Source organism: Pseudactinotalea sp. HY158 (genome assembly GCF_009660225.1).
Lineage (GTDB): Bacteria > Actinomycetota > Actinomycetes > Actinomycetales > Beutenbergiaceae > HY158.
The window spans coordinates 438,427-451,661 of sequence record NZ_CP045920.1; the positions used below are offsets into that span (position 1 = coordinate 438,427).

Here is a 13,235-nt window from a genome sequence, read left to right on the forward strand (position 1 = left end):
CACAGGCGGTGGCGCCTCAGGCGGCGTGTCGACGACGCAGCGTGAGTCCGAGCGCCGCCGCACCGGCCGCGAGGAGCGCCAGCGCCGTCATGGCGAGTGGTCCGCTCGTCGTGCCCGTGTCGGGCATCGCGGGGCTCGTCGGCCCCTCGGTCGGCCCCTCGGTCGGCTCGTCGCTCGACCCGTCCGTGGGCTCGTCGGTGGCCCCGCCGGTCGGCTCGTCGGTCGGCCCGTCCGTGGGTTCGTCGGTCGGCACGTTTGTGGGCTCATCGGTGGGTTGGTCCGTGGGCTCATCCGTGGGCTCGTCGGTGGGCTCGTCGGTCGGTTCCTCCGTGGGAGGCTCGGTGGGTTCCGCAACGCCGATCGGTCCGCCCTCGCGGGTGACGATCTCGTAGATCACCGGCGCGGGGCCTCCGGCCTCGAAGGTCAGGCGCACCGCGGTTGCCTGCGCCGCCGGGTCCGCTGCGCCCTCGTGGAACGCGATGCCGTCGGCCAGCTCGCCGATCGTGACCCATCGACCATCGACCCGGACCTGGATCTGGCCCACCCCGGTGCCGAGCACGCTCACGGAGCCCACGGTCGTCGGGGCGTTGAACCGGTAGGTGATCGCCGCGTCCGGCCCGGGCGCCCCGGTGGCGCGGAACGCGGTCGTGATGTCCCCGTCGAACGCCTGGCGCACGCCCGCGTTCTCCTCGCTCGGGAGGGTCGAGGTGAACCGGTCCGAGGCCCGGAGCACGGCGAACTCGCGGATCTTCACCCATTTGCCACTTCCGCCGGCGGCGACGAGGCGCACGTACCTGGCCGTGACGGGCTCGTCGAATTCCACGTCGATGACCGGGCTGTCGGAGAAGGTGCCCGCGTCGGTCCAGGTGGTGCCGTCGAGGGAGTACTGGACCGTCGCATCGTAGATGAGGTCGCCGGTCGTATCGCCGTCGTCGCCCCCCTGCTGGATGTGGATCGAGCCGATCTCGCGCTCCCGGCCGAGGTCGAGCTGGACGTGGTCACCGGCCGCCGGTGCCGCGTTCGACCAGTACATGGTCGCCGGGTCCCCGTCGGTCATGTTGCCGGTGACGTTGCTGCCGTAGGCGCCCATTGACGAGGTGGCGGACGCCGGGTATCCGCTCACCGCGGCGTTCGGCACGGCGCCGAGCCAGTCGGTGAACGTCGCCATCGCGTCGGCGTCGAAGGTGTCGAACCGGCCATCACCCACCGTGGGCACGATGACGTCCTCGTGGAGGACGCCGTCGCCGCCGGTGTCGTCGACGGTCTTGGCATGGGCCTGGGCCACCTGCGCACGCGCCGCGAGGAAGGCGTCGGCGGCGGTGACCCCGTAGTCCGACTCGAGGGCCGTGAGCAGGTCGAGCTCGTGGTCGAGGGCCGTGGCCCAGTGGGCGGCGGCGTCGATCCACGGCTCGGAGTCGGCGTAGAAGCCCGGCTCGGCCATGCCCGCGAGGATCTGTGGTGCGGCGGCGATGAGCGCGAGCCGGTCCCGCAGGGGCTGCTCGTCGCCCGCATCGTAGGCGTCGATGTCGGCGCCGAGCGCCGGGGCGTAGACGACCGCGCCGCGGTAGGGCCAGGACTGGTTCAGGTCGGCGAAGGCGGTGAGTGCCTCCTGGACGGTCGGGTCCGCACCGGCGAGCTCGCGCAGCGCCGCGGCCATCGAGGCGTCCGGGTCGTAGGCCGGGCCGCTCCAGGTGTAGTCGGCGTAGTTCGCCAACGCCGGCCACGAGGCGTACGGCTCGATCATCGGGTTCGAGGTGAAGCCGTCGATGTACCTGTACAGCTCGGCGTCGCGGCCGGTGAGCGGGTTGAGGAAGAGGCGGTCGCGGCGGCCGTCGTTCACCGGGAAGTTGTCCCAGATGTAGAGGTGGTCCGTGCGGTAGCTGGTTGCGGCCTGCTGGACCGAGTCGACCGTGATCGTGTCGGAGAAGACGCCCTCACCCGTCCACTGGATGCGGATGTCGTCGTTCAACCGGGTTCCGAACTCCGCCTTGTACGGGTCCTCGCCCGAGCCGCTGTAGTTCGTCGGCACGGTCTGCAGGTCGCGCAGGCCGTTCGGCTCGATGTACTCGGTCTGGATCCGGTTGAGGTAGTCGGCCTGGGAGTCGGCGAGCCAGTGCCAGTTCCCGGTGTTCGGGTAGAGGTCCTTGTCCGCCTGGCAGCGGTTGTTCGAGTTCGTGCCGATGTCGTCGAGGGCGATGTAGAAGGACTGCACGCCCAGATCGCGCAGCTGGTCGAACTTGGCGACGGTCGCGTCGAAGTCCTCCTGGGAGGAATAGCAGATGGAGTTGCCGGGGGAGAGGGCGAAGGTGAACTGCACGTGGTGCTCGTTGGCCTGCTGCACGAGTTCGGCGATACCGGCCAGGTCGTCCCCGGCGTACAGCTCCCGCCACTTCGAGCGCAGCAGCAGGTCGTCCTTCGGGGTGTAGATATAGGTGTTGAGCTTGTGCTCGCCGGAGTAGGCGAGCAGGTCCATCCGGGCCTCGTGTGACCACGGGGTGCCGTAGAAGCCCTCGATCGTGCCGCGGATCGACATGAGCGGGAAGTCCCGCACCCTCATCGGTGCGGCGATCCCGTCGGTGATGAGCTGTCGCAGGCTCTGGACCGCGTAGTAGGTGCCGGTGCCGTCCGCGCCCGCGAGCACGAGGGTCGGCCTCCCGTCGGCGGTGCCGCTCGCCAGCACGTAGCCCTCGGCGGGCAGGTCGGTGAGGGAGGGGCCCTCGATCGCGGTGAGTGCGGCCGTGAGGACCGGCTCGTCGGTGCCCAGGTGGATCGTCACGCCCTCGGCGGGGGCCGTCGCGACCACGGGCGTGCCGCCCGCGGTCTCGATGAGCACCTCGAGCGCGGCGAGGGCGACCGCGTCGACGTCGGCCGCGGCCACGATCGTCACCGCACCCGTCAGGTCGATCGGGACGCCCTCGCCGCGCGCCTCCTGTGGGGGCGGGGTGAGGTCGGCGACACTCGCGCCGGTGGCTGCGGCCGCCGGCGCGGCATCGACCGGGGCGAGCAGGCCCGCGACCGCGAGTCCGGTCACGGCCAGGGCCGCTCCGACGGCAGAGAGCCGGCGCTGCGTGGCGGCCCGCGTGGCCGCACCGGTGCGCTGGACGTGTGTACTGATCACGAGGACCCCGTTTCGCGTGCGTCATTGCTCCCGATCGGACCCGTCGCGGTCCGACCTCGGATCACTCTACCTCGAATGAGCGATTGTGAGCTAGTTGTGGGCTTATATTTGCGAATCGATCAGTGCTTATGGGTGCTCATGGGTGCTCATGGGTGCCCGTGGGTGCCGATGGCGTGCCGGCGCGGAAGCCGTGCTCGGCGAGCCAGGCCCCGAGCTCGTCGTAGGCACGGGCGCGGACCGCCGGGGGAGAGAGGAACACGTCGTGGACGGCGTCGCGCACCTTGATCAGCGTCGTGTCGGTGCCGAGGTCCCGCACCCGGCGCCACGCGCGGGTCACGTCGATCACGATGTCCGCACGGCGCATGTCCTCGTGCCAGCGTGGGCGCAGCAGCGTGCGGTTCGAGGTGAGCACGAGGACCGGGATCGGCAGATCCAGGCCGGACGCCACGCGTGCCTGACCGGCGAGCACCGCCCGCAACCACGCGGGCCGGATCGGCGCCCCCGGATCGGGCTGCCAGTCGTGATCGACCGCCCACTCCCCGCCGTGCTCGGCCCAGATCGTGCGGCCGTAGAAGCCCGGCGAGGGGATCGGCAGTGCCCGCTCGCCCAGCGCCGCGGCGAGTGCGGTGACCGCCGGGGTCGCGAGCCGGCGCGCCCCCGGCGCCCCGGCCTGGTCGAGCCACGGGGCGTTGAGCACGAGCGCGGCGATCGCCCGGTGGGGCCGCGACCCCACCCGGCTCCTCGGCCCCAGCCGCTCCGCCGCCCACAGGGACGCCGTGAGGCCGCCCTGGGAATGCGCGATCACGACGACCGGCAGGTCCGGATGCTCGGCGCGGACGTGGGCGAGCGCGGCATCGAGTTCGTCGAAGTAGTCCCGCAGGTCCTCGATATAGGCGGGCAGCAGGCCCGCGCGCAGGCTCCGCCCGTTGTGGCGCAGGTCGACCGCGTAGAAGGCCCCGCCCGCCCGGGCGACGAACCGCGCCAGCTCCCGGTTGAAGAAGTAGTCGCTCCACCCGTGCACGTACAGCACGGCGTAGCCGGGTGCACGCGGGCGGTCCGGCCGCCGGGGATCCGTGCCTGTGTGCGCCGCCGTGCCCGTGGACCGACCCGCGCCGCGGTCGGGATCGAGTTCGGGCAGGTGACGCACGAGCGTGCCGAGCGTGCGTCCGCCCACGGCCGGGAGGGCGCGGGCGTGGAAGCCGGGCCCGAGATGGTCGTCCTGCCACGCATCGGCCGCGAGCGGCGGATGGAAGACGTCCCCCATGGCGCCAGGATACCGCCGCGGGCATCGGGCGCACGGGCGGGTACGGTGGGCGGACCGATGGAAGGAGCGGCCATGACGGCTGGAGCAGGAACAGTGCGGTGGGGGATTCTCGGCCCCGGACGCATCGCGAGCAACGTCGCCCGGGACTGGGCCAGCGTGACCGGCGGGGAGCTGGCCGCGGTCGCCTCCCGCTCCCCGGAGCGTGCCCGGGCCTTCGCCGAGGAGTTCGCGATCCCCCGCGCCTACGGCTCCTACGAGGAGCTGCTCGCCGACCCGCAGATCGACGCCGTGTACGTCGCCACCCCGCACTCCTTCCACCGGGCGCACGGGCTGGCCGTGATCGCGGCCGGCAAGGCGCTGCTCATGGAGAAGTCGTTCACCGCCACGCTCGCCGGCGCCGAGGATCTCGTCGCCGCCGCCCGCGCCGCGGGAACGTTCGTCATGGAGGCGATGTGGACCCGCTTCCAGCCGGCGGTCGTGCGGCTGCGTCAGCTCATCGCCGACGGCGCGATCGGCGAGGTGCGCAACGTCCAGGCCGAACTGGGGGTGAGCCGGCCGCTCGATCCCCGCGACCGCACCTTCGCCCTCGACCTCGGCGGGGGAACGATCCTCGACCTGGGCGTGTACGTCGTCTCCTTCGCCCACCTCGTGCTCGGGGCACCGGACCGGGTGTCGGTCTCCGGGTCGCTGCTCCCGACCGGGACCGACGCCGAGAGCGCCTACCTGCTCGCCTATGAGGACGGCCGGGCGGCGACGCTGAGCACGTCCTTCCTCGCCCCCTCCCCGGGAATGGCCCGGGTGTTCGGCACCGAGGGCTGGCTCGAACTACCGCCCCGGTTCCACCACCCCGACCGGGTGATCCTGCACCGCCCCGACGCCGCCGGCCGCACGAGCGGCGAGCCGGAGGTCTTCCATCTGCCACCACGCGGGGCCGGCTACGCGCACGAGTTCGACGAGGTGCACGACTGCCTCGCCCGGGGAGCGAGCGAGTCGGCGACCATGCCGCTCGAGGCGAGCCTCGCCGTCCAGACGATCCTGCAGCAGGCGGCCGACGACCTCGGGGTCGAACTCTACGAGCGGGAGTGAGCGAGGAACTCGGTGAGGATCGCACCGAGTTGATCGGATTCGATGAGGAAGCCGTCGTGCCCGTACGCCGAGCTGATCTCGCGATACGAGCCGCCGGCGCCCTCGGCGATGCGGCGTGACTGCGACACCGGGAACAGTCGGTCGGAGTCCACGCCGATCGCGAGCACGCGCGCGGTGATGCCGGCGAGCGCCGCCTCGACCCCGCCGCGGTCGCGCCCGAGGTCGTGGGTGAGCATCGTGTGCGTGAGCACGAGGTAGGAGTTCGCGTCGAAGCGGCGGGCCAGCTTGCCGCCGTGATGGTCGAGGTAGGACTGCACCGCGAAGCGGCCGCCGCCGCCGAGCGGCTCCTCGCCGCCCTGGGGGAGGCGGCCGAACCGTTCGTCGAGCTCGAGCGCGCTGCGGTAGGTCGTGTGCGCGATCTGGCGGGCGATCGTCAGGCCCACGTGCGGGCCCTCGTTGTCGGCCGCGTCGTAGTAGTCGCCGCCGCGGAAGTTCGGATCGGCCTGGATGGCCGCGAGCTGCGGGTGGGCCCACGCGATCTGGTCGCCGCTCGTCTGGGCACACGTGGCGATCGCGGCCACGGCGGCGACCCGACTCGGATGGCCGGCGGCCCACTCCAGGGCCCGGTGCCCGCCCATCGATCCGCCGACCACGAGCGCCCACGTGCCGATCCCGAGCCGGTCGGCCAGGTCGGCCTCCGCAGCGACCTGGTCCCGGGTGGTCAGGTACGGGAAGCGCGAGCCCCACGGGGTGCCGTTCGGGGCGGGCGAGGAGGGGCCGGTCGAACCCTGACAGCCGCCGAGGACGTTGGGGGCGACGACGAAGTACTCGTCCGTGTCGATCGCCAGGCCCGGGCCCACGATGCCACCCCACCAACCGTCCGAGGGGTGACCGGCCATGCTCTCACCGGCGACGTGGGAGTCGCCGGTGAGAGCATGCAGGATGAGGACGGCGTTGCTTCCCTCGGCGTTCAGCTCGCCCCACGTCTGGTAGGCCATGCGGACGGCCGGAAGCCGGCCACCCGCCTCGAGGTGGAGGGGCCCCAGGTCCATGAATCTCCTCATCCCGGCAGGCATGTCCTCACGCCACCCGCCCGTGGCCGGGATGACCGGCGGCAGTGTGCGTGGGCGCGACGGCAGCCGCACGGGATGCGGCCGGCCCGTCGCGGCGGGCCGCCGCGCAGGGTCGCCTTCGGAACGGATGGTCACGGAGCTCACCTCGCATCGGTCCTCAGACGGTGGCCGCGGATTCGGTGGTCACGGCGGCGGCCGCGGCGAATCCGAGGGTCAAGTCGTCGAGGATATCCCCGATGTGCTCGATTCCGACAGACAACCGGACCAAGCCCGGTGTGACGCTGCTCGCCGCCTGCTCCTCGGGGGTGAGCTGGCTGTGCGTGGTCGAGGCCGGGTGGATGACGAGCGAGCGCACGTCGCCGATGTTCGCGACGAGGGAGTGCAGCTGGAGTGCGTCGACGAAGGCCTTGCCCGCCGCGAGCCCGCCGGCGATCTCGAAGGAGATGACCGCGCCCGCGCCCTGGGGGGTGTACTTGCGCGCGAGCTCGTAGTACGGGCTCGACGGCAGCGAGGCCCAGTTGATCGAGAGCACCTGCGCGTGCCCGTCGAGGAACTCGGCCACCTTGTGGGTGTTCTCGATGTGGCGCTCGAGGCGCAGCGAGAGGGTCTCGATGCCCTGGGCGATGAGGAACGCGTTGAACGGGCTCGCGGCCGGGCCGAGGTCGCGGAGCAGCTGCACGCGGGCCTTGAGGATGTAGGAGAGGTTCGCCCCGAACGGGCCGCCGACGCCCAGATCCTTGGCGTAGGTGAGGCCGTGGTAGCTGGCGTCGGGGGTGTTGAATCCGGGGAAGCGCTCGGGGTGCTGGGCGTAGTCGAAGGACCCGCCGTCGACGATCACCCCGGCGATCGAGTTGCCGTGCCCGCCGAGGAACTTGGTCGCCGAATGGATGACGACGTCGGCCCCCCACTCGAGCGGGCGCAGCAGGTAGGGGGTCGCCACCGTGTTGTCCACGACGAGGGGGACGCCGAAGGAGTGGGCGACCGCGGCGACGGCCTCGATGTCGAGGATGTCACCCTTGGGGTTGGGGATCGACTCGCCGTAGAACAGCTTCGTGTTGGGCCGGATCGCGGCCTGCCAGGACTGCGGGTCGTCGGGGTCCTCGACGAAGGTGACCTCGATGCCGAGCTTGGGCAGGGTGTGGTGGAGCAGGTTGTAGGCGCCGCCGTAGAGGGAGGGGGAGGCGACGACGTGGTCGCCCGCCTCGGCGATGTTGAGGATCGCGACGAACTCGGCGGACTGTCCGGACGCGACGAGGAGTGCGCCGACCCCGCCCTCGAGGGAGGCGACGCGCTCCTCGACGACGGCCGTGGTCGGGTTGGTGATCCGGGTGTAGATCGGGCCGAGGTCGCTCAACGCGAAGCGGGCCGCGGCCTCGTCGGTGTCCTTGAACACGAACGAGGTGGTCTGGTAGATCGGCAGGGCGCGGGAGCCGGTGGTCTCATCGGCGGTCTGGCCGGCGTGGACCTGTCGGGTCTCGAAGTTCCAGGTGGTACTCATCGGGCTAGCTCTCCAGTGATCGGCGGGATGGTACGGCCCGACGCAGCGCGGAACCAGTCATCCCTGTGGGGGTGATGGCGGTGCGCACGCCGTGCGGCGCGACCCCGGTGACTTCAGGCCGTCTGGCCAGAACTGAAGTTCTCGGGGCAGGGCGAACGTGCGCGTCAGCGGCACATTCGAAGGAACATGACGACCACGATAGGCCGCTCGTGCCCGTGAGCACAGGGGGGTCCACGATGCGGACACCCGGCCCCTGCGGCCGTGCGGCTCCTGCGGTCCGCGCGGTCCGACCGGTGCGGCTCGCTCGACGGCCGTGACCAGCGTGATCGGAGTGGCAGATGTGACTCGTGTGATGAAAGCGAAGGAAGAAACGTATGTGGGTGTAGAGGCGGGTGTTCACTTCGTTGCGAAAGTTCAGTAGGGTGGCGCGGGTGACCCTGGCGGGAGAGTCGTCGACGAAGTCAACGCGCCGCGCCGGAGGGTGACGAGAAGCCGGGCGATTCCCCGCGGCCCGGCGAAGTCGATGGAAGGTGCGCGTGTGAAGAAGCGACGGTGGCTCGGCCGCTCGGCGGTCATCGCCGGTGGCGGGCTGGTGGCGGCCATGATCATCCTTCCCCCGGCGACGGCGGCTCCCAGCGATGACGACATCGCCGCCGTGAACGAACAGGCGGAGGACACGAGCCGCCAGGTCGCCGAACTCGAGGTGGAACTGGCCACCAACTCGGCCGAGTTGGACCGGGCGACGCTCCAGTCCCAGATCGCCGCCGAGGACTTCAACGACGCCACCGTCGAACTCGACCAGGCCGAGTCCGCGGCCGCCGAGGCGCAGGAGGCGCTCACCGCCGCCAACGCGGAACGGGACGAGGCGCGCGCCGCGGTCGCCGCGATCGCGATGTCGGCCTACCGCAACGGCGGCAGCTTCTCCCAGCTGAGCATGTTCCTCGAGGCCGACGGCATCACCGACGCCATCAATTCCGCGAACACGTTCAGCGTGCTCGGCACGAGCGCCGAGGGCGCCCTGCAGCGGATGGAGGCCGCCGAGGTCGTTGCGAGCCACGCCCGCGAGAACGCGGACGAGGCCGTGGCGGAGCAGCAGGTCGCCACCGCGGCGCTGGCCGAGGCCGACGCCGAGGCGGCGGCGAGTGCGCAGGCCGCCGAGTCGGCCGTCGCCGCGTCGCAGCAGCGCCGCGACGAGCTGATCCACCAGCTGGCGGACCTGCGGAACACCTCCGTGGCGATGGAGCGGGAGCGTCAGGATGCCCTCGACGCCGAGCGTCGGGAGCGTGAGAACGCCGCGGCCCGGGCCGCGATCGAGGATGCCGCGCGGAACCCGGGGCCGTCCGAGACGTCGACCAACGGATCGGCCGGCCCGAGCGACCCGGGCGACACCTCCGCGTCGGAACGGCCCACGACCGCGCCGCCCACCACCGCCCCGCCCACGACCGCGCCCGATCCGCGCCCGAGCGTCGCACCGAAGCCGGACCCGACGCCGTCGGCCAAGCCCAGTCCGAAACCCAGCCCGAAGCCCACCCCGAAGCCGGATCCGGAGCCGAAGCCGGATCCGAAGCCGCCCGCACCCTCGGGCGCCGGCCAGGTCGCGCTCGAATGGGCCAAGACCCAGATCGGCAAGCCCTACGTCTACGGCGCCGCGGGCCCGAACTCCTACGACTGCTCGGGCCTGACGATGCAGGCCTTCAAGCGGGCCGGGATCAACCTGCCGCGCACCTCCCGGTCGCAGTACTACGCGGGCACGCACGTGCCGGTCGACCAGATGAAGCCGGGGGACCTGTTCTTCTACAGCAGCAGCGGCCCCTCCGGGATCTATCACGTGGCGATCTACGCCGGGAACGGGATGCGGCTGCACGCCCCGTCCGCCGGGAAGACCGTCGAGCTCGTGCCGATGTACTGGACGAACGTGCTGCCGCAGGCGGTGCGTTTCTAACAGGGGGCGGCTGAGTGCGCCCGGTGAGCCCGGTCGGTCCCACGGGCCGGCGGTGGTCGGCGAACGAACAAGGGCTCGTCGAACGAATAAGGGGCCGGTCACCCGGGGAAGGTGACCGGCCCCTTATTCGCGCAGTGCCGATTGCGGCCGATTGCGGCCGATTGCGGCCGGTTGACGAGCCGGTTGGATCGGTTGTGCGGGAGCAGCTGGGGAGACGAGCAGCCGGTTCAGTAGCCGGCCGTCTTGGCCCGCTCGAACGAGCGCATGATCTCCGCCTCGGCGTCCTCGCGGCCGACCCAGTGCGCGCCCTCGACGGACTTGCCGGGCTCGAGCTCCTTGTAGACCTCGAAGAAGTGCTGGATCTCCAGCCGGTGGAACTCCGACACGTCGTCGATGTCGTTGCGCCAGGAGGCGCGCTGGTCGCCCTTGGGCACGCAGAGCACCTTGTCGTCGCCGCCGGCCTCGTCGCGCATCCGGAACATCCCGAGGGCGCGGCAGCGGATGAGGCAGCCGGGGAACGTGGGCTCCTCGAGCAGCACGAGGGCGTCGAGCGGGTCGCCGTCCTCCCCGAGAGTGCCGTCGATGAACCCGTAGTCGTCCGGGTACCGGGTGGAGGTGAAGAGCATCCGATCGAGCCGGATGCGGCCGGTCTCGTGATCCACCTCGTACTTGTTGCGCTGTCCCTTGGGGATCTCGATGGTGACGTCGAAGTCCACGGTTACCTCTCCCGAGTAGCTGTGTGCCTCATCCACATGAGGTACAGGTCAATCCCACTCCAGGCCGTAAGGGATACTGAACTGCTATGGCAGGAAGTCCCCGTACGCGACGCCGTCGCCCCCGAACCTGGATCCCGATCGTGCTGATCGCGGTCCTCCTCGGCGGGGGATACGTCACTGCCGACGTCTACGACATCGTGCCCGGACCGCTCACTCTAACCGAGCCGTGGCCCGACCCCGCCCCGTTTCCGTCGGTGAGCCCGGGAGCCCCCCAGCAGGTCAAGCTGCTCGAACTGGACCCCACCGCGGCCGGACCCGCGCCCGCCGACGTCGATGCGGCCATCGGGTCCTTCGTGGGGGACGCCCGGGTCGGGGCCGCCGGGGTCCTCGTCATGGATCTGCTCAGCGGCGACGTGATCGGCGCCCACGAGGCGGCCGAGGCCCGCGTGCCGGCCTCGACCACGAAGGTCCTCACCGCCGTCGCGGCCCTGCAGGCGGCCGGGCCCGGCTATCGATTCACCACATCGGTCGTGAGCGGATCGGCCGAGGACCCGGATGCGATCACGCTCGTGGCCGGGGGCGACCTGACGCTCGCCGCCGGTGCGGGCGATCCCGACGAGGTCATCGGGCACGCCGGGCTCGCCGACCTGGCCGACGAGGTCGCGGCCGCGCTCCGGGAGAACGGGCGCAGCTCCGTCTCCCGAGTCGTGCTCGACGAGAGCCGCTGGACCGGCCCCCGGCTCGCGCCGCGCTGGGACGAGACCGATCTCGCCGGGGGATGGGCGATGCCCATGGCCCCGATCGCCGTCGACATGGGACAGCGGACGGACGGCGCGAGGCGTTCGGGGGATCCCGGTGCCGACGCCCTGACCGCGTTCGCCTCGGCGCTGGCCGACGCCGGGATCACCCAGGAGTCCGAACCCGTGACGGGCCGGGCCGCGGGCGGCGACGAACTCGGCTCGGTCCGATCGGCCCCGCTCGCCGACATCGTGGCCCACACCCTCATCGTGTCGGAGAACATCCTCGCCGAGGGCCTCGGGCGCCTCGTCGCGACCGAGACCGGTGCGGAACCGAGCTTCGCGGGCGCGGGCACCGCCGTCCTCGCCCAGCTCACCGGCCTCGGGGTGGACACCGCCGGGGTCGAGCTCTCGGACTCCTCCGGGCTCTCCTCCGCCAACCAGATCACCCCGACCGCGCTCGCCCAGACCCTGCGGCTCGCTGCCTCCCCGCAGCATCCCCAGCTGCTGGCCGCCATCCGGGGCCTGCCGGTCGCAGGCCTCGAGGGAACGCTCTCCGCGCGGTTCACGGGCGGGCCCGCAGCCGGCCTCGTCGCCGCGAAGACCGGTAGCCTGCGCGCCACCGTGACCATGGCCGGACTCGTGCACACCGCCGCGGACCGGGTGCTCGTCGTGGTGGCCATGGCCGATGAGGTGAGCGGTGGCCTCGATCCGACCCGCGCCGCGATCGACGACTTCTTCACCGAGATGACACGGCTGTGACGGGCCCGAACACCGGCCCGAAGACCGGTCCGGTGGACTGGCACCGCGCCCGCGCCGTCGCCACCGCCCTCGCCCCGGCCGGGCCCGCCGTGGACCGGACCGAGCTCGTCGGGATCGTGGCCCGGCTGCGCGCCCACGCGGCCGCCGCACCGGAGCACGTGGCCGACGTGACCGGGCTGACCGGTGCCGCGGCCGCCGCCACCGGCTTCGACCGGCTCATCGTGGACCGGCCCCGCTGGGCGGGCGCCAACATCGAGTCGTTCTCCACCGCGCTCACCGCCGAGCTGCCGCCGGTCTCCGCGCTCGGGCGCGGCGCCGCCGGTGCCGAGATCGGGGCGGCGCTCGCGCTGCTCAGCACCCGGGTCCTCGGCCAGTTCGACCCGTTCACCCGGCGCCTGTTCGTCGTGGCCCCGAACATCGTGCAGGTCCATCGCGCCCTCGGGGTCGACGAGAGCGACTTCGGCCTGTGGGTGTGCCTGCACGAACAGACCCACGCCGTGCAGTTCGCCGCCGCGCCCTGGCTCGCCGACCACCTCGGCACCGCGATGAACGAGCTCGTGTCGTCGATGGCCCACGACCCCTCCGACCGGCTCGGCGACCTGCTGCGCTCCCTGCCCGATCTCCTGCGGGAGCGGCCTGCGACCCCCTCCTCGGGAGGGGCGCTGCTCGGCGCGGTCCTGACGGCCGAGGAGGAGGAACGCATGGCGGAGGTCATGGCGGTCATGAGCCTGCTCGAGGGGCATGCCGACGTCGTGATGGACGCGGTCGGCCCCGGGGTGGTGCCCACGGTGGCGCGGATCCGGCGAGTCTTCAACCGTCGCCGCGACCGGCCGGGCCGGGTCGATCGGGTGGTGCGTCGCCTCCTCGGGATGGACGCCAAGCTCGAGCAGTACCGCGCCGGGGCCGCGTTCGTGCGGGCCGTGACCCGCCGGGTCGGCCACGACGGATTCAACGCCGTGTTCACCGGGGCCGAGTACCTGCCCACCGCCGCGGAAGTGGCCGCACCCCGGACGTGGGTGCGGCGGGTGCACGGCTGAGC

Annotated in this window: 9 protein-coding genes; 4 read left to right on the forward strand and 5 right to left on the reverse strand. The window is 72.1% G+C overall.

The window, feature by feature from the left end; all coding sequences use genetic code 11:
* Nucleotides 1-16: 16 nt before the first annotated feature.
* Nucleotides 17-3,118, reverse strand: a complete 3,102-nt coding sequence (locus GCE65_RS01905; protein ID WP_153877179.1) for a beta-N-acetylglucosaminidase domain-containing protein — start codon at nt 3,116-3,118, stop codon at nt 17-19.
* 136 nt (nt 3,119-3,254) lie between these two features.
* Complete coding sequence (locus GCE65_RS01910) at nt 3,255-4,382, reverse strand: alpha/beta hydrolase (RefSeq protein WP_153877180.1); 1,128 nt, start codon at nt 4,380-4,382, stop codon at nt 3,255-3,257.
* A gap of 72 nt (nt 4,383-4,454) precedes the next feature.
* Here GCE65_RS01910 and GCE65_RS01915 point away from each other — a divergent pair, with 72 nt between their 5' ends.
* Complete coding sequence (locus GCE65_RS01915; RefSeq protein ID WP_153877181.1) at nt 4,455-5,468, forward strand: Gfo/Idh/MocA family protein; 1,014 nt, start codon at nt 4,455-4,457, stop codon at nt 5,466-5,468.
* Here the strand turns inward: GCE65_RS01915 and GCE65_RS01920 are convergent.
* Nucleotides 5,453-6,544, reverse strand: a complete 1,092-nt coding sequence (locus GCE65_RS01920) for a homoserine O-acetyltransferase (protein WP_152817663.1) — start codon at nt 6,542-6,544, stop codon at nt 5,453-5,455. The genes GCE65_RS01915 and GCE65_RS01920 overlap by 16 nt on opposite strands.
* Nucleotides 6,545-6,698: 154 nt before the next feature.
* A complete protein-coding gene (locus tag GCE65_RS01925; protein ID WP_153877182.1) occupies nt 6,699-8,039 on the reverse strand; it encodes a bifunctional o-acetylhomoserine/o-acetylserine sulfhydrylase in 1,341 nt (446 codons plus the stop codon).
* 538 nt (nt 8,040-8,577) lie between these two features.
* Between GCE65_RS01925 and GCE65_RS01930 the strand changes: the two genes are divergently transcribed.
* Complete coding sequence (locus GCE65_RS01930) at nt 8,578-9,981, forward strand: NlpC/P60 family protein (protein WP_153877183.1); 1,404 nt, start codon at nt 8,578-8,580, stop codon at nt 9,979-9,981.
* Between the two features lie 227 nt (nt 9,982-10,208).
* Here the strand turns inward: GCE65_RS01930 and GCE65_RS01935 are convergent, their stop codons facing one another.
* Complete coding sequence (locus GCE65_RS01935; RefSeq protein WP_153879122.1) at nt 10,209-10,697, reverse strand: inorganic diphosphatase; 489 nt, start codon at nt 10,695-10,697, stop codon at nt 10,209-10,211.
* A gap of 140 nt (nt 10,698-10,837) precedes the next feature.
* Between GCE65_RS01935 and dacB the strand changes: the two genes are divergently transcribed.
* Together dacB and GCE65_RS01945 are read left to right on the forward strand one after the other, a co-directional pair.
* Entirely contained in the window at nt 10,838-12,196 is a 1,359-nt protein-coding gene (dacB, locus tag GCE65_RS01940; protein ID WP_194928782.1) for a D-alanyl-D-alanine carboxypeptidase/D-alanyl-D-alanine-endopeptidase, read from the forward strand.
* The gene (locus tag GCE65_RS01945) at nt 12,193-13,233 is read left to right on the forward strand and encodes a zinc-dependent metalloprotease (protein ID WP_153877185.1); all 1,041 of its coding nucleotides are present in this window, start codon (nt 12,193-12,195) and stop codon (nt 13,231-13,233) included. The genes dacB and GCE65_RS01945 overlap by 4 nt, the downstream gene beginning before the upstream one ends.
* Nucleotides 13,234-13,235: the final 2 nt, after the last annotated feature.

What these genes read in the sequence shown, in the direction of transcription:
- GCE65_RS01925 (WP_153877182.1), bottom strand. Translation starts at nt 8,039, where the DNA reads ATGAGTACCACCTGGAACTTCGAGACCCGACAGGTCCACGCCGGCCAG.
- GCE65_RS01920 (WP_152817663.1), bottom strand. Translation starts at nt 6,544, where the DNA reads ATGCCTGCCGGGATGAGGAGATTCATGGACCTGGGGCCCCTCCACCTC.
- GCE65_RS01910 (WP_153877180.1), bottom strand. Translation starts at nt 4,382, where the DNA reads ATGGGGGACGTCTTCCATCCGCCGCTCGCGGCCGATGCGTGGCAGGAC.
- GCE65_RS01915 (WP_153877181.1), top strand. Translation starts at nt 4,455, where the DNA reads ATGACGGCTGGAGCAGGAACAGTGCGGTGGGGGATTCTCGGCCCCGGA.